The 21,574-nt window shown below is 42.2% G+C and carries 15 protein-coding genes; 2 read left to right on the forward strand and 13 right to left on the reverse strand.

The features are described from left to right. Positions 1–328: 328 nt before the first annotated feature. Entirely contained in the window at positions 329–421 is a 93-nt protein-coding gene (locus ACLTL4_RS02225; protein WP_412291261.1) for a hypothetical protein, read from the forward strand. Between the two features lie 32 nt (positions 422–453). Beyond that, positions 454–687 carry a tyrosine-type recombinase/integrase gene (locus ACLTL4_RS02230; protein WP_147632358.1) on the forward strand — a complete coding sequence of 78 codons (234 nt, stop codon included), beginning with the start codon at positions 454–456 and terminating at the stop codon, positions 685–687. 613 nt (positions 688–1,300) lie between these two features. Here ACLTL4_RS02230 and ACLTL4_RS02235 read toward each other — a convergent pair. The 13 genes from ACLTL4_RS02235 to ACLTL4_RS02295 all read right to left on the reverse strand — a co-directional run bounded on the left by ACLTL4_RS02235 (position 1,301) and on the right by ACLTL4_RS02295 (position 21,550). Further along, positions 1,301–4,450 (reverse strand): S8 family serine peptidase, encoded by a 3,150-nt coding sequence (locus ACLTL4_RS02235; protein WP_412291233.1) that lies wholly within the window; start codon positions 4,448–4,450, stop codon positions 1,301–1,303. Between the two features lie 93 nt (positions 4,451–4,543). Next, positions 4,544–5,761, reverse strand: coding sequence for an FHA domain-containing protein (locus ACLTL4_RS02240; RefSeq protein WP_412291234.1), 1,218 nt, complete (start codon positions 5,759–5,761; stop codon positions 4,544–4,546). A gap of 35 nt (positions 5,762–5,796) precedes the next feature. Beyond that, on the reverse strand, positions 5,797–6,777 hold the full coding sequence (locus ACLTL4_RS02245) for an FHA domain-containing protein (RefSeq protein ID WP_412291235.1): 981 nt from the start codon (positions 6,775–6,777) through the stop codon (positions 5,797–5,799). Between the two features lie 17 nt (positions 6,778–6,794). After that, positions 6,795–8,039 (reverse strand): serine/threonine protein kinase, encoded by a 1,245-nt coding sequence (locus ACLTL4_RS02250; RefSeq protein ID WP_412291236.1) that lies wholly within the window; start codon positions 8,037–8,039, stop codon positions 6,795–6,797. A 10-nt stretch (positions 8,040–8,049) separates the two neighbouring features. Beyond that, positions 8,050–9,075 (reverse strand): serine/threonine-protein kinase, encoded by a 1,026-nt coding sequence (locus ACLTL4_RS02255; RefSeq protein WP_147632352.1) that lies wholly within the window; start codon positions 9,073–9,075, stop codon positions 8,050–8,052. A gap of 43 nt (positions 9,076–9,118) precedes the next feature. After that, positions 9,119–11,617 (reverse strand): protein kinase domain-containing protein, encoded by a 2,499-nt coding sequence (locus tag ACLTL4_RS02260; RefSeq protein ID WP_412291237.1) that lies wholly within the window; start codon positions 11,615–11,617, stop codon positions 9,119–9,121. Between the two features lie 39 nt (positions 11,618–11,656). Continuing rightward, entirely contained in the window at positions 11,657–14,029 is a 2,373-nt protein-coding gene (locus tag ACLTL4_RS02265) for a protein kinase domain-containing protein (protein ID WP_412291238.1), read from the reverse strand. A 62-nt stretch (positions 14,030–14,091) separates the two neighbouring features. Next, positions 14,092–14,649, reverse strand: a complete 558-nt coding sequence (locus ACLTL4_RS02270) for a hypothetical protein (RefSeq protein WP_412291239.1) — start codon at positions 14,647–14,649, stop codon at positions 14,092–14,094. A 27-nt stretch (positions 14,650–14,676) separates the two neighbouring features. Continuing rightward, positions 14,677–16,416, reverse strand: a complete 1,740-nt coding sequence (locus ACLTL4_RS02275) for a hypothetical protein (protein ID WP_412291240.1) — start codon at positions 16,414–16,416, stop codon at positions 14,677–14,679. A gap of 19 nt (positions 16,417–16,435) precedes the next feature. Beyond that, complete coding sequence (locus ACLTL4_RS02280; RefSeq protein WP_412291241.1) at positions 16,436–17,389, reverse strand: FHA domain-containing protein; 954 nt, start codon at positions 17,387–17,389, stop codon at positions 16,436–16,438. Positions 17,390–17,404: 15 nt separating this feature from the next. After that, positions 17,405–19,741: a serine/threonine protein kinase gene (locus ACLTL4_RS02285; RefSeq protein ID WP_412291242.1), complete on the reverse strand. Its 2,337-nt coding sequence runs from the start codon at positions 19,739–19,741 to the stop codon at positions 17,405–17,407. Between the two features lie 12 nt (positions 19,742–19,753). After that, a complete protein-coding gene (locus ACLTL4_RS02290) occupies positions 19,754–20,677 on the reverse strand; it encodes an FHA domain-containing protein (RefSeq protein WP_147632345.1) in 924 nt (307 codons plus the stop codon). Positions 20,678–20,695: 18 nt separating this feature from the next. After that, entirely contained in the window at positions 20,696–21,550 is an 855-nt protein-coding gene (locus ACLTL4_RS02295; protein ID WP_412291243.1) for an FHA domain-containing protein, read from the reverse strand. Positions 21,551–21,574 lie beyond the last annotated feature (24 nt).

A 21,574-nucleotide genomic window follows, 5' to 3' on the forward strand; every position in this document is an offset into this window, starting at 1 on the left:
TGCACTTTCATCTCGGTAATTGAATTGCCGAGGATTCCCGCTTATTGTCCTAAAACTTCCCACACCATATCGGTGTGTTGAACCTTGAAAATTCAATATTTCAACCAATAAAAAAGGCATAAACCTGTTCACTTTGGTATAATGGAGTTGACTAGAAACCATCTTTACAAAGGAGATTTATGCCATGTCCAGTATACCACAAATCGTACTTCCATGCACCGGGAAAGAAATCATAATCAAGAAATCTTCCCGTGAATTTCGTGTGTTCAGCATAAATGAGCAAAAACAATTATGTACATATTTATGCAAACATATGTCCTATAAAAACATGGGAATTCTTATATGCCTCTACACAGGACTTCGTATCGGAGAAATATGTGCCCTTCGCTGGAAGAACATTAAAAAGAAGGTTATCTGCTGACTGGCTCAGATTCTTATGTAGAACCCCGAACGATGCAAAACCATTTTAAATATGTACTGACTGCCGCACAGGTAGAAACAACAAACTTCCACACTTTTGCGACAAGGTGCGTAGAAGCCGGGTTTGATATCAAAAGTTTAAGTGAGATTCTTGGTCATTCCAATGTCAATATCACCATGAACCGCTATGTTCACCCGACAATGGAACTGAAACGTCAGAATATGCAGCGACTGTCCTGCCCTTTCCCCTCTAATTTCGTGGAATAAGGTACTCTGCGAATTTAAATATTATCTTTGTTTCAAGCAGATATACTATATAAGGTTGTTTTTTTATAGTATATAATATATTTTACCAAATACCAAACACAATTTTGTTCTGCATAAAAAGAAAAAGCTGATATAGTACTTCAAAACAAGAAAAAGAAACCGGGAAACGTAACACTTCCCGGTTTCTTTTTATCACATATTTCTTTGGCAAGCGGATATTCGCAATCCGCTTTGCTACTTGCTCATAACCAAATAACTGCTCCGCAGTTTATCAGAAGGAGCTTGCACTCCTCCTGATACAAGCAAGTCCCCACCCACTGCTTATTGCTTTTCGCAATTGAAGCAAGGGACTTACTTGATTTGGTTAAATTCTCATATTAATGATTATAATTTTGTTAATAAACCACAAAAATAGCCGCCCCAGTCTGAGAAACTAAGCGACTATTTTAGCTAAACCAGACTAACCGTCTATCGGCAGCCCTTTTATATCGTATATATTAACACGCATCCTCACACATGTCAAATTTTCCGAACATATTTTTTATAACCATTTTTATCCTCTTCCAGCAAGAAAACTCCGACCTCTAAGGTGGTAGATAAATTGCTGCCATTATCATTGCATGGAAACCGTTATATAACCGAACTTACACCATTGATCCTGTTCTACTTTAGAATAATCGTAATAATATTCCGTCTTTGCAAGGCTGACCGGGTTGTCTATGTAATCATATATATGCTTCTTTCGGCTGAAAATCTGATCAACATCTACATTCAGACCAAGTGCTGCGTATTCCTGCCTGACATCCTCTTTGATCAGCTCTTCATCCGGCGATCCGGTTTCTCCTTCCGCAATGCCTCTTATATTGAACTGATTTCCATCGTATTGAGCCTCCATATACAGACATTTTCCATGTCCATCAAAAAATCTTCTTTCGACACTCTGCTCTGCTGCAAGAATCCACTGATTATTTTGCTGGTACTTAAATACTCTGGTATCACCTTTCTGAAAAACTTCAGCTCCTGTAATCATATTATAGGTTGCCTGACACAAATGCTCTGCTGCAAGACGAACCGTTCCGTTTTCAACTTCGTACATCTGCAGTCTTATTGTTGAACTTTGCATATCCGTATATGGTTCCAGATTTACGATCAGCAATTCATCTGCACCATCTCCGTCATAATCTTCAATATCACAGGTCAGTGGCTGAGGATCCAGATCGGATCTTCCCTGAATATCTTCTGCATTATTCGGATAGTAAATATATCCGTCATATGTTTCTGATTTTTCGCATAGATACTGATAATTTCGGGCAAATTTTTCAAGTTCCGAAGCTGAGTCTTCCGTTTCATTTGATCGCATTACAATCGTTTTAAGCTTAATATCCTGTCCCGGTGAAACATTTACGGTGGTTGTTTGCGTTTCATACCCATCTTTTTGAAAGGTCAGGGGCATTCTTCCGATTGCTGATATCATAAATGTACTGTCCGAAAAATTTAAATCCATGTTAAAAACCTGCTGATTCGATATTTCACACGTTCTCTTGCAGAGTACCCCGGTAATCGCATTGCCATTCTGATCTTTTATTTCTCCATTCACCGTTCCCATAATCGTAGAAGTTGCTGCCGATCCAAGATTCAGCATCGAATACTCACTTCTCGTATCTTCTTTGGCATGTTTCACAGCAATCTCCGCTGTATCGATCAGCCTTTGTTTAACCTCTGCCGCAGACATGCCCGGATTCAAAGACCATATGTACGCTGCCGACCCGCTGACGATCGGAGCTGCCATGGATGTGCCATCCTTATATCCAAAGCTATTATTCAAAACAGTACTGTAAATATGCTCCCCCGGAGCAACAATGTCAACATTATCACCATAATTACTATTAAAACGAAGTTTATACTTTCCATCTTTTTTCTTCTCGCCTACAGCCCCGACAATCATAATATGACTTTTTATCAGATCATAGGAAAGCATCGAGCATTGTTTCCTGAGTTCTTTATCAATTCCGCCAAACCACCCTGCACGTTTTACATTATAAGCTGTGAATCCATTTCCATATCCGTTGCCGGATGACTGAACGATCAGAAAATCCACCGTACTGTTTTGTAAAAGCTCGTTCATGATCTGTGTGGCACAAACAGATGAGTAAAACGTATATATATCTCCATACAGCTCGTTAAAATCCTTGCTCCGACCTGCCAGATTCGGAGCAATATATCTTGCAAGAAGCTCCCGTAACTTTCGCACCTTCCCCCAGGAATTGTTGATCACGATCGGCAGTTGTTCTCTTTCTGCATATTCTATCATCTGTTTAAATCCCTGACTCACCCCTGTAGGTGTAAGCAAATTAACTTCTGTGCCGTCCTCTTCCTGTGCCCAGTCAATACAGACCACATCCGCCGATGGAACGACTCCTCTTGATCCCAAATTGTTATCCTGTGCAGCGATCAGACCAGCCACATGTGTTCCATGATCATCTGCTGAATTGTCATTCAGCACTGTGAGCACAGAGTGTCCGTTCCGCTGAAGATCCATATGGCTCACTTCAAATCCACTGTCCATAACGCCAACCACGATCGGATTGCAGTATCGTTCAAAATCCCATGCACTGTATGCACCAATAGCCTCAGCCCACCAGTCCGCACCGGATGGAGAAGCCTCATTTTTGAGATCGCCATCTCCATCCCAGTAAGCTGCCGTATCCTCTTCCGGCATCACCGGAAAAGAAATCATGGCATACTGAACACCATCCATTTTTGTCAGTTCTTCTGCTTTCTGCTGTAATTCGGTATAATCAGACGGTGCAACCACGATATCAAGCATATTGATTGTACCTGAAAGATCACTCACAATGCTTTCTCCATCAATTTTCTTTTTTATCTTCTCCTTTTCCTGGTCGCTGATCTTCTTATCTAGATAAACCGTGATCAGATTGTCATAATAAATCATATTCTCCGTATCATCGAGAAAGATATGATCTTCCGAAGGCGTATAGACATAATCTCCATCGTCATAAGTAACGGTATTGTTCTGAAGTTCTTCTTTTGATGTGGAAACATGTTTTTTTTCACTTTCCTGCTTCTGTGTCTCCGTTTCTTTTTGTACCATTTCTTTTTGTAATGTTTCTTTTTGTAGTGTTTCTTTTTGTACCGTTTTAGTTTCTATCTGATTTCCAGAAGAACTTCCGAAAAGAATCAACAAAAGCACCATAAACAGCACATAAACAACCAGCAGTGCAGCTACGATAATTCCGATGTTTTTCCTTTTTTGCTTTTGCCCGTTTTCATCCTTTCTTATAATTACTTTGGATTCCCTGTCTTTTCCAAATACATACTTCATTTTCTGCTCCTTTGGAAGAGTTTGCAACCAACTTTCTTCCCTTAGCTGCAGTACATTTTCTGTGTCCCCAAGTACCAGAATCGCTCCTTTCGGAAGACGGTATGGTTCTTTTCTTTTCAGTCTCTGATTATTATAGAAAGTTCCATTGGAAGAATAATCCGTCACTTCATATTCTCCAGTCGAAATCATTCGGATCATACAGTGAACACGGCTGATTTTTCCATCCATAATCTGAATATTACATCCTTCTTTTCGTCCGATCACACATTTCTCTCCCGGCACATCATACAGCGGATATTCTTCTCCTTTAAAAGCACCGGATAACCCAAAAATATATCCGCTTGGATACAGATCATATACAATATGTGGAATCACAAAAACCTGCCCACCGTTTATTTTTTCTTTCTGATCTTTTTGCATTTCCAAATTCCCCTGCTTTGGCTGATATAACAAAATCCAGCTCATTCGTCCTGTTGGACAAATGGCCGGATTCTGTCCACCGAATTGTCAGTCTTAACCTAATTTGATCTCATTGCTGCCATCTGCCAGCTGTAATACCGTTCCAGCAGGGAAGCTCATCGGCACATCTTTCTGAAGTCTTGCCCCATTTACATAGGTTCCGTTTGATGAATGATCCTTAACAATATAAGTATTTGTCGCTGCTTTGTAGCGGATGCTGCAGTGTACATTGCTCACCATCGGAGAATTAATAAGCATATTTGTATTCTGCCTGCTCTTTCCGACAACAATTTTTGCCGTTTCCGGAAGTGAAAATCCCTGTCCGACTGCAACACCTTTGATGCATACAACCTGTCCCATCTGAGGCTGCTGATCATTCTGATTTTCCTGCAGTGCTTTCTCAAGTGCTGCTTTTTCTTTAAGAAGTTTTTCTTTTTCTTTTTCAAGTTCAGTCACCTTATCTTGTAAACCAGAATCCGGTACCGGCGGAATATATGGCGGCTCTACCGGAGGCCTTGGCGGCAGTATCGGCGGTTCTATTATTTTCTTACTTCCACCAACAAACATACTGACCACGCTCCACACCAGGATCAGAACGGCAATGATCAGAGCTACCAAAAATGCACATCCTAAAAAGCTTGTAAATATTCTGGAGATCAGAGATGAGATCAGAGATTCTGAAATCGGAACTTCCGCAAATGCTTCTTTGAAAAAATTATTTTTTGCAAGTGTACCAGGCATTACAAACCGCAGAAATCCAAAAATTCCTGCCACTGCCAGACCATATCCGGCACTGATTCCCAGTGGAATGTATTTTGACCATTCAAATACAAAACCAAGAATCGTAAGTACAATAACCAGAATCGCCGCAATGTAAACAATCCACAGTATGATACGCAATGTATTATATACGGATTTGAGCGATTTCAGGATCTCTGTCTGATCGGATGTTTTGTCCTCATCAACCCAAAAATATCTGCCTGCATCTCTTGTCATAATATTTCCAAAAGAAATGCTTGTTAATTTTATATCTCCTGCCTTTTCTGCCGTCTGGATTGCCTGATCTATCTGATCTTCAATTTCATCCATATCAATTCCGGCAAGCTCTGCCGTCTGGTCTACCATCTCTCCCGATACAACTTTTTCAAGAGCTTTCCTCAGAGACTTTCCATTTAGATGAAATGCCGGTAAAAAGATTGTGATCATCATTGCCGCCAGCAAAACGACCGCAACGATCATCTGCCATGCCTTCATTGTCTTTTTTCCATTCATGTTTTCTTTCCTCCTTTGTCCCTTTCTAACTCACACTACAGCAACATAAACTGATGCGATGCAATAAAAACAGTTGTTCCACTCTGTACTGCCGTATATCTGCCCTGATATAACCTTGCACCATTTCCAAGATAAACACCATTCGTAGACTGATCCAGAATCTCATAATATCCCGTCTGCGAATTAAAACGTATCGCACAGTGTGTTCTGCTGACCTGCGGATCCGGGATATAAACATTCACCGTCTCCGAAGATCCGATCGTTAAAGTTCTTCCATCCAGATAAATCGTGCGTCCCGCATATGCACCGGTGACTCCCTTCATTCCCGGGTGAAATCCGGCATATGTACTGCCGCCGCCTCTGTTTCCGCCATTGCTTACATAGAGTTTATCTGCCCTGTCGCTTACCGGACCCCAGAAACAATAAGCATAAAAGACAGCAATAAGAACCAGAATCAGCCAGAATGCTGTCGTTCCGATCCAGTATCCTTTGGCATTCATCCAGCTTCTGTGATAAGTATTGATATTATAATACTCGTCTTCACCGACATACTGTGCCGCATACATCAAAATCTGCATGATCATGATCAGAGCCACATTGCAGATTTCTAGGATTGTCAGCACCGTGCCCATATTCACCCTCGAAAAAAACTGGACAAATGCACAGGCAACCACTGCCAGAGACAGCAGAAACGTTAAGATAAACAAAACAATACTGAATGCCGTCTGCGGTCCTCCTCCATAACTCACACTGAACACCAGATAATGGATCAAAAATAAAATTGCATTAAATACGCACACACTGTAAAGCAGAGCCACTTCCTTCAAACGAAATGCCATGATCACGCCAAGACCTGCCGCCGTTAAAAGCAGCAGAATCCAGACAAAATTGCCTGCTCCCATCGCCAGTGCGATCAAAGATAACAATGCCGCAAAGCAGACGATACACCAGAGAACAAACTCCATCACGACACCTGTGGTCCTTCTTCTGACCAGTGCAGTAAAAATATTGTCCATATAAACCTCTCCTTTCCCTAATTCAATAACCCCTTACTTTCTTCCCGGAACTGTCGGATTGAACCAATTCTTTCTTTGATTTCCGGCTCCATTGCATGTCCCAGAAAGGTCTGCCACTGTCTTGCACGTTTTACTCTCGGTTTTTTCGGCAAACACAGTTTTGTATTTTTACCCTCCAGCCTCTTTATGATATCGGGTGGTTTCTGCCCGGTAAGAAGATAATAAATCGTGGCGCCAAGTGCATAAATATCTGTCCACGGCCCTTCATCGTACGGAATCCCCTGTCGTGCTGTTCGGTACTGTTCCGGTGCCGCATAGTTGACTTTCAGAAATGCCGCACTTAAGACCGGTCTTGCAGTGTTTGTATATTTGGCCGCCCCCATATCAATCAGGCAAATATCTCCGTTTGAAGTACGCATGATATTTCCCGGACTGATATCACTGTGGACAATCCTCTGGTCATGCATGGCTTCCAGTGCATCCATGACCGGATTTATGATCTCAGATAATTCTGCTGCGGAATATGGCTTATACTCTCTTTGCCGCATCTCCCTGCCAATGCTGATTCCGGATAAATATTCCATCACCAGATAGGCAGTATCATTTTCCGGAAATACATCATAAATCGTGACGATATGCGGCGTATTCAGGAACTTTGCCATCATCTTTGCCTCTTCGTAAAAAGACTGCAGACCAAATCGATAGGCGTTCAGTTTATCCGAAGACTTCACGGAAACATACGAACTCTCCCGCTCCGCCCACTGTTCCGGAAAATACTCCTTCACCGCAACAAGACGTTTCAGATACAGATCCTGACAAAGATATACAATCCCGAAACCTCCGATCCCGATACAGTCCAAAACCTGATATTGACCATTTAGAATCGTGCCGCACGGCAAAACCTGCTCTTTCTTTCTGCCCTGTTCTCTGTACTGCGAAAAATCAGGCATTTCCTCTGTTTCCTGTAAATCTTTCGCTGCAAGAACCGCCTGTATCTGCTGTTTTTTCTCTTCTGCGTTTTTTACAGAAAACAATAAAAACCAGTCTGTATCAATCTTTTTGACTGCCAGAATCTTTACAAAATGCTCATCTAACAGATTCAGTCTCTCCAGTTTCTGTGCCATCCGGTACAGCTGCTCCTGTTGACCTTCTTTTGCCCGGAAAGCAAGCACTTTGATCTCAAGAAGCTGGTCATACATTCTCCATACACTCTGTCCCGCTTTTTCCCAGTAGAGCATCCCCGGCAGATAACGATTTTCCATGATGCCCTCCTTACTCATGATAGAGATCCTGATACAGTTCCCGGATCGACTGATACCTGTTTTCCGGCTCGATACTCAGCCCTTTGCAGATGGCAAGATCCCATTCATCCGAAATCGGAACTCCCATGACCTGCAGACGCTGCACCGTGTCGTGTTTTTGCCTCTCTGGTGACGGCGGAATCCGAATCCCGCTCATCAGAAAATACATGCTCGCACACATACTGTAAACGTCCGTCCATGGACCCTGATTTCCGTCCCGCTTGTACTGCTCAATCGGTGCATAACCATGTTTCAGCAGAACCGGTGCATTTTCGCTGTTTCCATAGGTACGTGCCGCCCCGAAATCAATCAGGACTGCATGCATATCTTTTCGTGTCAGCATAATGTTATCCGGGCTGATATCCCGGTGAATGATGTTGTCCTCATGAACTGCCTGCAAAGCTTTCAGAACATCTTTCAGAAGAGAAATCACTTCCTCCGGCTTTAGCCTGCCGCCCCGCAGTTTGGCATATTGTTTCATATCAATACCATCTATGTACTCCATAACAATATATGCCGTCGAATTTCCGTAAAAGAAATCACGGACCGAAACAATACCCGGCATCAGATAATACCGTGACAGATTTTCTGCCTCTTTGATGTAAGCCTCCAGCCCTTTCATATAAGCAGACTGGATCTTGTCCCAGTGCTGCGTGTACGTCTCCGTATTGCATAAAAGAGAAACGGAAAGCTGCTCCGAATACGTGTGTCCATAGATATTTCGAACGGCGATCTCCCTTGGAAAATACTCCTTGACACATACACGCTTCGCCTGATAAAAATCCCACGCAATGTAAGTGATTCCAAAGCCGCCTATGCCAAGGACTCTGCCAAGCAAATATTTTCCGTTCAAAATCTCGTACGGAGGCAAACTGTTCTTTGGCTTCTGATACTTCCGAATATCAAATCCACACTTCGGGCACGGCATCCCCGGCCACTGCAATTCCGTCATGCATCCCATACAGAGACTGTCCGGATTGACTAATCGCTTTCCCACTTTGATTCTCACCCCTTTGCGTTGTTATTTGCTTCATAAAAAATTATGGAATAATCGCTAAAAAATCATCAGCCTCTCTGCCTGTAGATGAATTGTCGTCTGCTGAAAAATCGTTAAATCCTCTTTCGCCACTATTTGAAGGCACATTGCTCTCTCCCTGTGGTTTAGAAGAATTTCCTACCGTATCACCATTATCAAACCATCCGTCACTGCTACTATTTCTTGACGACGGTACACTGTAACTTCCGCTGTTATCATATCCTGATGATGGGGCACTGTAACTTCCACTGCTTCGATTACTTGGTGCTGAAGTACTTGGTGTTTCTTTTTCCGGCTCTTTGACCACTATGTCAAAATAAACTCTGATTCGATCATCTCCACTGACAAAGTCCAGTGGATCAGCACCTTCCGCCATTTTTCCGTTCTCATCCCAGGTAGGAAAATGCATCGTTACTTTCGAAATCTTCCAGCTTAAATCTCCTCCTTCATCAGACTCGGTCCTGATTCCATAATAGTAGAAATTTTCTGCCTCTAATTCTTCTATAAATTCTTCTGCGGTTTTTCCTTCGTAATCAAACACTTTTCCAATTACTTTAATTTTCAGGATTGTACCTCCCGGGTTTGATTCATCGTATTTCTTTCCTGCTGCTACGTTCTGACCAACGATGTCATTTACTTCATGCACACCTTTGAGCGTGTAATAATTTTTATCAAGAAAACTGGATCGTTCGATAGATTTTTTACCAACTTTCTTTTTCTTGTTTTCATCGCTGTATCGGTACAGCTGCTGTTTCGGAATCATATCAACTCTCTGATAACCAGTAAAATCAGGAAGCTGTTTCCAATAGAAAAAGTCCGTCACATAATAGTAGATTTTCAGATCATCGCTATATTCAAATGTTTTGTACCTGTTCTCAGCTTTATTGATCTCACCGCTTGTAACTTTTTCAGAACCGATCTGTAAAGAAAGCAGGTCATAATATTTCTTTCCGCCACTTTCTTTTGGAATAAAACGCTTTTTATCTTTTGTATTGATTCCCATCTTCTTTGCAATGGTATAGGCATCCAGACCTTTCAGTTCTCTGTAACGCACCGTTCTACTGTAAAGTGTAAGTTTGATCGTACCGGACACCTGAGTATGTAATCCATCGTTTGTGTATGTCAGATTTCCTGCTTTTGACTGCTGTTCGACATCTTCTGCCGCATCATAAAGAACTGTTCCTGCCGGTATAGACTGCTCACTTACCGTGCCAACCTCTTTGGACGGATCAAAAACGGTCAATGACGTATCCACTTTCAAATCCCATCCATAATCCTGACTCAGTTTTTCAATCTCTTTATTTGCCTCTTCCCGTGTCTTGCCTTTCAGATCCACCATAAGAACCTGCTGGACATTTTCCATACTGGTCTGTGTCTGATTGTTAAAAGCTGACATTACACCGATTCCGGTGCCGCCGATCAGTGCAATACCCAGCAGACAGATTGCTACTTTTGCCCCAACCGGCAGAGCACCTATCTTCGCTTTGATTCCCTTTGGCTTTTCCTTTGGCAAAATCCAGGTCGGCTCATAGACCGGAATAAAGAACTTGCCGTCAAGAGCCTCCATGAATTCTTCCGCACTCTGGAGTCGGTACTCCGGCATGATATTCAGACACACCATGATCGCCATCTCTGCCTGCTGCGGAATCGAAATCCCCATATCAGACAGCGGAACCAGCGGATCATTTTCCAGACGGTCTACAGCCGGGACTGGCTTCTGCCCGGTCAGCATCCGGTAAAAAAGTGCCGCCACCGCATAGAGATCGGTATATGGTCCCTGTTCAAACGTATTACGGTACTGCTCAATTGGTGCATATCCGGCTTTCAGCCAGACATCCTTGCTGCTGTCCATAACCGTGACATTTTTTGCTGCTCCGAAATCGATCAGTTTTACAATACCTTCTTTTGTAACAAAAATATTGTCAGGGGCAATGTCTCTGTGAAGCACCCCTCTTTTATGAACTTCTTTTAAAGTATAAAGTACCGTCAGAATAACTCTTCTGCTCCATTCATAATCCTTTTTATTTCCGGATTTCTGCAAAATCGTTTTCACATCCATTCCTTCCAGATACTCCATGATGATGTAACCGGTGCCATTCTCTTCAAAGAAATTCGAAATCTCTACTACGCCCTGCACATCATGCAGGGCAGCAACGTTCCTTGCCTCAACAAGGAACTGCTGCAGTCCACGCTGATAACGTGAAATCAATCTCTCATCCGCCACCACGACCGTCAGGCCATCCTGCCCCCTGCCGCAGTACTGCTCCGGATAAAACTCCTTAATCGCAACCTTCCTCTGCAAAACCTGATCCCAGCCAATGTAGGTATTACCAAAACCACCGGACCCAAGATGATACCCGGCAATAAACTTCCCGCCAAGAACCGTCCCCGGCTTCAGAAAACGCGGCTTCTGCTCCTCCGGATCCAGACTCTTGCCGCACACAGGACAAGTAGCAGCTTTGTCATTGGAGATTTGCGACATACAATGATAGCAAAGTTTCATGTTTTTCTATTTCCTTTTTTATTAATTTTCTCCATTCTTTCAATCATGACCTCCATTCAGAAAATCTCCATCGTCATTTTTTCCAGCAACAGAATCACTATGTTTTCCACTGTCAGAGTATCCAGAACTTGAATTACTATAGCTTCCACTATCATCTGAATTCAATCCAGATGTGCCTGATGTAGGTGGCTGCGGAAGATCTTTAACTATAATCAAAAAACATACATGTCTATCCGCACCGTTTTCATTCGGTATCTTTTCAAAATACTCAAGCGGAGTTTCAAGGTCTTTATCTTCAGCATTATATACTTTGACATCGACAATATCTCTATCTGGTACTCCCTCTATATCATCCCCGTTTTCATATCTACATCTGATAAACCCGAACTGATTCTCACTTAACTCATTTTCAAACTCTTTCCCTTTCTTCCCCTTATACTCGAAAACTGTTTTTATTGCTTTTACTTTTAATTGCGGCTCTCCCGAGTTGGTTTCATCGTATTGGGTTTTAGGAGATATATTTTGGTCTACAATATCCCCTTCTTTATACTTTCCTTCAATTGCATAATAATTTTGATCAATCATATAATCCGACAGTTTTCTCTTTCCTGCTTTTTTTCGTTTTGTCTCATTTCTATAACGATAAGCCTGATATTCATCCTCTATATTCTTGCCTTTAAAATCCGGAAGCTCATTCCAGTAAAGGAATTTCGTTTCATAGTAGTAAATTTTGATATTTTCTTTTTGATACTTCAGGCGTTCGTCCGGATTTTCCAGGTTAACCAGATCCTCTTTTTTAATTGTCCGGTCTGAGATCTCCAATGAAACTAAATCATAATAATTATCCCCACCTTCTTTTACAGGAATAAAGTGCTCCTTATCTTTGGTATCAATTTGTAACGCTTTTGCCATCGCATAAGCATTTCCCATATCACGGAGTTCTTTATAGGAAATCTTTGTCTGACTGTTCAAGGTTACTGTCACTTCCGTGACGTGTTTATCATCCTGCATCGATTCTGTCTGAGTCTGTTCTGTTTGTGCCTGCTCTGTCTGAGTCTGTTCTGTTTGTGCCTGTCCTGTTTGAGTTTCTTCCGTGTTGCTTTCTTTTTGTTGTGGATCATACAGTATCGTACCGACTTCCGGAGTCTGTTTTGCCACTGTTCCATCCGGTTTATCCAAATTAAAAACGGTTTCTTTTATTCCTGCATACTTTACTTCCACCCCTTGTTTTTGCAGCTTCTCAACGTACTCCTGAACTTCTTCCTCTGTTTTTCCGGTCAGATCTTCCATTTGGATCACGTTTGTAGCAATCACAGTGCTGCTGTTTCGTGTATTCCTTACGATATATACACCTCCGGCCACTACCACACAGGCAAGTCCGGCTACCAGAGCTTTTGCCCAGACTGGAATTTTTCCTGTTTTATTTTTCTGCTGTTTTACCTTTATACGTTTTACTTCCCGGCTGTTCAGCTCTGCAAGAAATGCTTCTGCAGACGGTGTTCTGTCTTTCTGATAAACATTCAGGGCATTCATCAGAGCATTTTCCATATTTTTCGGAATTGAAATTCCCAGCTTTGACGGCTCTTTCAAATCATCTGATAACGCACGTTCTACGGATTCCTGCGGAACTGTTCCGGTGATCATATCGTACATAACTGCACCAAGTGCGTATACATCCGTCCACGGTCCTCGTACACCCTTGCTTCGATACTGCTCTTCCGGTGCAAATCCTCTTTTCAGGATAATCGACAGACTCTTCGAATTTGCTGTCGTGACATAACGTGTCGCACCAAAATCGGTCAGTTTGATATCACCGGAATTTGTAACCATAATGGTTTCCGGTGAAATATCACAGTGTACGATATCCATGCGGTGCACTTCAACTAATCCCTGCAGAATTTTGCGGATAAAGTTTGCTGCTTCTTCTGCTGAATAACGTTTTCCGTTTTCGAGAATTTCTTTTAATGTATGTCCTTCTACATATTCTGAAATCACATAACCGGTTTCATTCTCAGAAACACAGTCATAAACTTTTGCGATTCCATTTATATTCCGCAGATGCTGGATACGATTTGCCTCATTCAGGAAATTGGTCAGTCCCTGTTCAAACTGCTGCTGACCGTCTCCAGAATAAATCGTAACTTCTTTTTCCCCTTCCGAGCGGGTGGAAAAATCACTCGGAAGGTATTCTTTTACAATTACTTTTCTGTTGTTTTCTGCATCCATTCCCATGTATGACACCGTATGTCCGCCATAGCTCAGAACTCGTCCGACGATGTATTTTCCGCCGATGATCGTACCCGGATCGAGATAGTAAGCTTCCTGACGAAGTGCAGTCTCATTAAATCCACAATACGGGCAAATGGAAAGATGATCTTCTATCTCATTCATGCAGCCCATGCATAATTTCATAGCTCTTTCGTTCCTTTCTTTTTCTGCTGATATCGGAACATTTACTCCGACTTACTTTTCTCTTAATGAGCCCTGACTGTATTCCAGTTATCAAATGTTCCAACGTAAGACATATACTGATTTCCTGAAATTCTCGTCTTATTTTTATAAAATTTCATTCCGCCTCCTGATGAAACACTCTTATACTGCACAACTTTTTTCAATTTTTTACCGCTCAGTTTATAACAGGTATAAGTGTTATCAGATGCCCCACTGGAAGTTAAAATGCAGATCTGTTTTTTACCTGAATTATAATAAATACAGCTGATTCCTGTTGAAGATTTTACACTTACCACTTTTTTCTTTTTGTAAGTATAGATTTTAAATCCTGATCTTGCACCGCTCATGTATTCAAAAAACATTTCCGGTACGCCATCCCGGTTAATGTCATACAAAGTGTACGCTCCATATGGATATTTTGATTTGGATAACAGTTTTTTTGATGCATATTTTTCATAGGCTCTCTTTACGGTTGCCGTGCTCGGTTTTGCTGCTGATACCTGTGTTGGTACAGTGAAAATTGTTGCACATACTGCGAATGTCATTGCTGCTTTTTTTAAATTTTTGTTCATTCTTAACATTGTCTTTCTCTCCTGTCTGATTATTTATTATTTTTCTACCGTCAACATTTCCGAAACATTTTTTCCATAATAAACTACTACCTGAAATTTGTATTTACCACCAAACTGTTTCAGATCGCTGTCCTTTATGTTCAGGTAACATTTCTTGGAATTACTTTTTGGATTAGTCATATCTCTGTCAAATTTCTCATTAAGACCACTTGCATCTTTAACGCGAATTTTTACCTTCGTAGCACCTTTATAATTGTATTTCAGATCGTAGCGTACTCCTTTGATGCCACCCAGTGTAATTGCTTTTCTTGTAACCTTAAAGGTTTTCGCCTCCGGCTTTGCAATTTTTACTTTCAGTTTTGTAGTATATGTTTTTCCGGCTACAGTTACTTTCAGTGGAATCGTTCCAAGCTTCACCTGTGAAAGTTTCTTTGAATTGAGCGTAAGTGTTGATTTCAGATTTCCGCTCTTCTGTGCATCTTTTAAACTAAAATACTTTTCATATGTTTTTGCATTTTTTGTTTTTGCATATGATATTGTATAATCTTCGGTATTATAAGTTGTTGTGATTTCTTCTGCTGCTTTCTGTGCACTCTTTGTATTGGTTTTGGCACCAATATAAATCGTAATTTCTTTCTTTGGCAGAGCTAATTTCTGTGTTACTTCATCGCAGTCTCTGCAATGTTTCACCAGCTCTCCTTCTGCTTTTTTTGTAGGCTGTTTCTTTACATCAACTACGATATGGTGACCGGTTGCCGGAATAACTGTCGTTCTTGTATCTGTATACGTTTTATTATTTACAGTTACACTTGCTGTATATGTTGTTTTTCCGTCTGCTGTACAAGTCGGCTTTGTATTCATCTCACTCACTGCTGCAGATACTGTCAGATCATCTACGCCACATTTATCACATTTCAAATACACTGTTGCCGATTTGTTATCTTTTCCCCATTCCCACTTGTTGACTGAATATTTATGAGGATGTATCAAGTATTTTTTCGCATCTGCCAGAACCTGGATTGCCTTCTGAATATTTTTTATCGTCATTTCTTCTGGCTTTACAGAAAGCTCTCTTGCTGCATCTAATGTCTTTTTAAATTCATCCCAGCTTTCTTTTGTATAGTAATCTTCACCTGTTTTTTCAATTTCTTCCGCTTCTTCGATAAGAAATTTTAATTTTGCTGCTGCTTCTTCTTGATCAAAAGTATATTCCAGCGTCATCATTTTTCCATCTTCTTCGATGTTTATATTCTTTTTCTCAAGTCCTTTTTTTTCACCGTCGTCTACTTTAATTTGAATCGCTTTACTATTTTCTCCAAATTTCTGTGCTTCTTCTTTATCCTCTTTTATTTTTAAAATGACTCTGACAGTATAGTTATGACCTGCCTGAAATTCTTCCGTATCTTCCATAGGCTTTTCGTTGTCTGCGGTGTCAGTGATATCATACCAGGCTACTGAATCTATACTGCAATTTTCATTATCTGTTGAGAACTTGATTTCTTCTGCTGCATCTTTAGATGTCTGTCCCTTATCCGGTGTTTTCATTTCCAGATACTGATCTTCTTCAAAAACAATCTCTGTTCTGGCATCTTTCGGTGTATCTGTTGTTGAGTCTGTCTCCGTCTGTGCTTCAGTCTCTGTTTCTGTTTGCTTTTCTGTATCTTTCTCTTCTTCATACACCACTGCATCATGATCGGCCGCCTGTGTAACCGGCATCGGCAGCAGGGAGATTCCCATTGCCATACATAAGAGATACGCAACTATTTTTTTCTTCATATTCTTTTTCCTCCTTTTGCTACTGGAATAAAAATACATTTTCGTTGTTTCCGAGAGCGATTTTGCTTCCGCAGGCGATTTCCAGATCCAGGTTCTGCGGCAGGCAGTCCTGCTGGTCGTTGATGTAGCTTCCGCCGCTTGAGTAGTCCCTGAAAATATATTTCTGTCTCTGGGCGTCCCAGCGAACGATACAGTGATGTCTGCTGATTCTGTTTTCATTTTCAAAAATCAGGTTATTATCATCTGCCCGTCCGAATGTGATCGTTTCTCCGTCCTTCATCTCAATTTTCGCTCCGGCATAGAGACCGCACAGTCCAACAAGTACACCATGTTTCTGTTCCGGCTGTGGTTGTACTGGTATATAATGCGGATCTTCTCCTGGCTGTGGTTGTACTGGTACATAATGCGGATCTTCTCCTGGCTGTTCCGGTACTTCATTCTTCGGCGGCTGTGGAATCACATTTTTCTCTCCCGGTATATCGGAAGTTCCATGATTGACAAAGTATTCTTTTCGATTGTTAAAATAAACCTTGTTTACAAGATACATGGAAATGCCGGCTCCGCAGCTTGCATATGCACCGGTAAACATATTCCATACATCACCTGAACTGTCACCAAATGCCTGATATACAATTACCGTTGCTATCACTATATACAGTAAATTTGCTCCAACGGTAATAAGCTGATAACTTAAGTATAGTTTCGGCCCCTGCTCATCAAAATGTGCCAGTTTCTGTCTTACAATAATTGCAAAAACAGCAAGAAAAATAGATACAATTCCCATACAGATATCCAGTGTTTTTAAATTACTTAACACTCCATAAAACAATTTCAGTTCAAAACTATCCAACCCATAGTGCGAACCTGTAAAAAAGATAATTCCCGCTCCAACATTAAAAACTGCTGCCGCAAACAACTGAAAATAAATCACAAATTTATACCATTTCATCGGCTTTTCGAATTGTTTTTCCAAAATACTCACGCTCCCTTAATTCTCTGCATAACTGTCCGTGTATTTTTTAATTCCTTCCACCTTCTGTTTCTTGCCAATTCCTGACACAAACCTGAGCAGTTCCCGGTTATTCGGTCCTGTTGTGATGCACTGGGTTCTGGCCTGCTCCAGTTCGCTGAATCCTTCGTAACCTGCATTGTAGGTCTGGAATTTCTCAAATACGCTCCGCATGATCGGATAGGTTGTCTGTTGCTGCTGGTTTTTCTGTGTCTGACCGGCCTCGCTCAACATAACCCACAGAAGACGCATGCATGCCGTTTGCTGGTCAGTGCTGGATGCCTGCGTAATCGCATAACGCTCTGAAAATTCAACCAGCATTTTGCCTTCTTCATCCGTTACAACATAGGTCTTGTAATCTTTCAGTGTATTTGCACCTTCTCCTTTGTTGTCTCTTGCATTGTTCATGATTTTGCGATAAGCAACTCCCGCAAGAATGTTGCTTCCGTAAACTTTCTGTTTCTTCTTTCCTTTGTTGATCTGATATTTATCGCTGTCTTTTTCTGTTCCGTTCTGTGCAGTCACACGCAGAGTCTGAAGGGAAGAAAAATTTCTGATCATCGTGTCATCCGGAAGTGCTTTTTTAGATGCCACTTTCTTCCAGGAAATCTCATTGTTCAGCAGCAGGACATTTGACAAACTGTCATCATCTAATACTGCCGCGAACTGATTGTTCAGCATACTCGAATCCTCCGGATTCTCTGTTGCCTTCTTTGGATCTTCTGCGATCAGTTCTGAAAGTTTAATGGTATTGTCTGTTCGATCCATAAAACAGGAATCTGTCAGTGTATTGTCCTTGTTGTACTCAAAACTGCAGGAATAGAGCAGAAGGGTGTCAAGCCCGGTTGGGATTTCCTTCATTTCTCCAAACATTTCTTCGTTTTCCGGTAAAAACAGATAAGCATTTTTATCCAGGGAATCGTAAACATTCTCTTTCAGAGAAACCAGCTTATAGTTGGAGAGATCTGTCACATGATCCGTCAGGAACATATTCGGAAGTTCGTCTGCTTTCTGCAGTGCCTGTTCCATATCTTTCTTAACTTCGATCTGAACCTGGACTTTTTCATCTTCGCTCTGCATTTTCTGGATATTTTCATCCGGATAGGAAGTCGTGCCTTTTTTAAATCCATTCTTCACCAGTTCATCGATCTGTTTTTTCTGATCTTTGTTTTCTACCCAGACTACAATGGTTGTATCTTTTTTTATCTCGGCTTCAAAGATGGATGCCTGTGGCTTCAGAACGGTGGAATACAGTCCGATTCCGACGGCTACTGCCATCGCTGCTGTTGCTGTTAAAGCGATCGCCCAGTTTCTGGTTCTTCGTTTTTTCTTCAGTTTTTCTTTTGGATTTTCTGCGATTCTTTTATTCTGCAGTGCTTCCTGGAATTCCTGGATGCCCTGGAAACGCAGTTCCGGTCTGACGGCCAGTGCCTCCATAATGGCACGGTCTGTGTTTGCACTGATCTTGACGCCGAGTTCTCTTGGTGATTTCAGTTCATCTTTAAATTCTCGCTCAGTGGATTCGATCGGTTTGACTCCGGTCAGCATCTGATAGAGAATGGCTCCTACGGCATAAACATCCGTATAAAATCCCTGGCGGCTCTTATCCCGATACTGCTCAAGCGGAGAATAGCCGACTTTGATCACCGGTTCTGCCGCCATACCTTCTTTGCTGTTATTTAAACGTGCTGCACCAAAGTCAAAGATTTTGATGGTATTTTCATCGGCAATAAAAATATTGTCGGGGCTGATATCCCTGTGAATGATTCCTTTACTGTGAATTTTTTTGACCGCCTCGATGATCGGCATGATAATGCTCATGGCTGCATCCGGAGCGATCACGCCCTGTTTGTCCAGATAATCTTTCAGAAGTACACCGTCTATGTATTCCATTACGATGTAGGCCGTTCCGTTTTCTTCAAAGAAATCAAAAACGTTTACGATGTCTTTGGCTTTTCCGAATTGAGCTACGCTCTGTGCTTCCAGAAGGAAACGCTGGAGCTGCTCCTGAAACTGGCCTTTTTTGTCACCGGAAAGCAGACCGACTCTGGATTCTCCCGGTGCACGGTTTACAAGACCTGCCGGATAAAATTCTTTTACTGCAACCACGACACCGAGGGTCATGTCAAAACATTTATAGGTAATTCCGAATCCTCCCACACCAATCGCAGTCCCCACAATAAACCGATTCCCCAGGATGGTTCCCGGGGTAAGGTAATGTGGCTGCTTTGGAGGAGTTCCTTCTACATAACCGCAGTAAGGGCATACTTCATATGCACCCTTAACGCTAAAACAATTCATGCACAATTCACTCATACTTTTGCTCCCTTATTTCAATAAAAAAATATTTTCTCTGTTTCCCAGTGCGATCTGACTGCCGCACGGCACTTCGATCTCCAGATTCTGCGGAAGACAGTCCTGCGAACCATTCAGGTAAGTTCCGCTGCTGGAATAGTCCAGAAACAGATAGCTCTGTTTTGCTTCGTTCCAGCGGATCTTGCAGTGGTTACGGCTGACACTTCTCTGTCCGGTAAAGATCAGGTGATTTCCTTCTGCTCTTCCAAGTCGGATCTCTTCTCCGTCCTTCATGGCGATCTCGGCTCCGGCATAAAGTCCCTGTATACCGACCAGCACACCATGCGGCGGCATCTGCTGTTTTGCCTGCGGTTTTTCCGGCTGTTCTTCCAGCATTACGTTGTATTTTGCCTCTACCTGCTGCTGTTTGATCTCTGCTACCTGCGGTATCTCATCCGATGTTTCTTTGACAATCTTCGGCGTTGCGATCCATGCCAGCACGGAGAATACGGAACTGACTCCTGAAATGATCAGTGCATACATACTTCCATTTCCCATAAGGTACGACTGACCTTCTTCGCCCTGCAGCAGAAAATTTCCTTTTGTTGCAAACATTATGATATCCAGCAGAAAAACAAGAAAAATAAGAATGCTGCTCACTCTCTGTTTGTGATCTCCAACGATCCCCCATACGCACGCTGCGACGGCAATGACAAGCGGCAGTGCCATCAGTCCGAGAATCCATGCCGCCTGCGTCGTCGTAAAGGTCTGTGGAAGATCCGCTCTTACATTTCCGATAAATATACCGATCGCCCCCTGAATGTAATCCAGTCGGCTCCATATATCCTCCGGATAATTTTCCTGCACCCGTTTCATAAACGGCAGAAACAGCGTGACCAGCTCCAGCAAAATGCAGATGCTGCCCATTACCCGGAATTTTTTTGCGAAACGCTCCATTTTCTTTCCTCTTATCTGTTATTCATGTTTCTTTTTCAGTTCATCCAGCACGCTTCCCCAGCTGAATTTTGCACCGCACAGCGGCATAAACAGAAGGTTGACATCACCTACTGTGATCATGTCATATGCTTCCAATTTTTCCGGTGTCAGGAGCAGGTTGTTGTTGTGGTATGCAAGGCTGCTGGATTCTCCCGGCTGGATCAGATACATATTTGACTTCGGATCATATACAACGATGGCGTGGCGTTCTCTGGAGACGCTCTTGTCTTCTGTCAGGGCAATGTCCATCTTCGGGCTGCGTCCGATAAAGTTCTTTCCGACTTTCAGGCGGAAATCTGTTCCGATGTGCTCACCGCCAAGTGCAACCAGCCATCCCACGCAAGGTGTGGATACTTTGTTGACATGCTGTACAGATGCCTGTGCCGGCATTCCCGGTATTACCGGTCCCTTTGTTGCTTCTTTTGTTGTATCTGTAAAGACATCATCAAAAAATCCTACGGTATGATCATCATCGTCGTCTCCGCTCTGATTCGGATCCCAAGGTACGGTTGGCGTATCTCCGTTATCGACTCCTATTGTTATATCGTTGGCTGAAAATCCTCTTACAGCCGGCGGAGTGTTGAATGGAATTTGCTGAACTGCCGGTTGGGATCCGACCCCTTCTTTTTCAAACGGATTTTCCTTCTGTTGTACAGAAATCGACGGTTTATCAGGTATATTATCTACAGGTACCGTAGCTCCATCACTTCCATTTTTATCCCACCAGGACACTGTTCGTTTTTCGTCACTTGCACTTCCTCCCTTACAATGTGGACAGGTTGGGTATTTCTCCTTATCGTAAAAATGTCCGTTCTCACATCTGCATAAATTCATAATGTTCTCCTTTCCTGCACATTC

This window comes from Hominisplanchenecus sp. (genome assembly GCF_046967715.1).
Classification (GTDB): Bacteria; Bacillota; Clostridia; order Lachnospirales; family Lachnospiraceae; genus Hominisplanchenecus; species Hominisplanchenecus faecis.

Coding starts and splice junctions, on each gene's coding strand:
- ACLTL4_RS02225 (WP_412291261.1), top strand. CDS start 329: ATGGGAATTCTTATATGCCTCTACACAGGACTTCGTATCGGAGAAATA.
- ACLTL4_RS02230 (WP_147632358.1), top strand. CDS start 454: ATGCAAAACCATTTTAAATATGTACTGACTGCCGCACAGGTAGAAACA.
- ACLTL4_RS02235 (WP_412291233.1), bottom strand. CDS start 4,450: ATGCAAAAAGATCAGAAAGAAAAAATAAACGGTGGGCAGGTTTTTGTG.
- ACLTL4_RS02240 (WP_412291234.1), bottom strand. CDS start 5,761: ATGAATGGAAAAAAGACAATGAAGGCATGGCAGATGATCGTTGCGGTC.
- ACLTL4_RS02245 (WP_412291235.1), bottom strand. CDS start 6,777: ATGGACAATATTTTTACTGCACTGGTCAGAAGAAGGACCACAGGTGTC.
- ACLTL4_RS02250 (WP_412291236.1), bottom strand. CDS start 8,039: ATGGAAAATCGTTATCTGCCGGGGATGCTCTACTGGGAAAAAGCGGGA.
- ACLTL4_RS02260 (WP_412291237.1), bottom strand. CDS start 11,617: ATGAAACTTTGCTATCATTGTATGTCGCAAATCTCCAATGACAAAGCT.
- ACLTL4_RS02265 (WP_412291238.1), bottom strand. CDS start 14,029: ATGAAATTATGCATGGGCTGCATGAATGAGATAGAAGATCATCTTTCC.
- ACLTL4_RS02270 (WP_412291239.1), bottom strand. CDS start 14,649: ATGTTAAGAATGAACAAAAATTTAAAAAAAGCAGCAATGACATTCGCA.
- ACLTL4_RS02275 (WP_412291240.1), bottom strand. CDS start 16,416: ATGAAGAAAAAAATAGTTGCGTATCTCTTATGTATGGCAATGGGAATC.
- ACLTL4_RS02285 (WP_412291242.1), bottom strand. CDS start 19,741: ATGAGTGAATTGTGCATGAATTGTTTTAGCGTTAAGGGTGCATATGAA.
- ACLTL4_RS02290 (WP_147632345.1), bottom strand. CDS start 20,677: ATGGAGCGTTTCGCAAAAAAATTCCGGGTAATGGGCAGCATCTGCATT.
- ACLTL4_RS02295 (WP_412291243.1), bottom strand. CDS start 21,550: ATGAATTTATGCAGATGTGAGAACGGACATTTTTACGATAAGGAGAAA.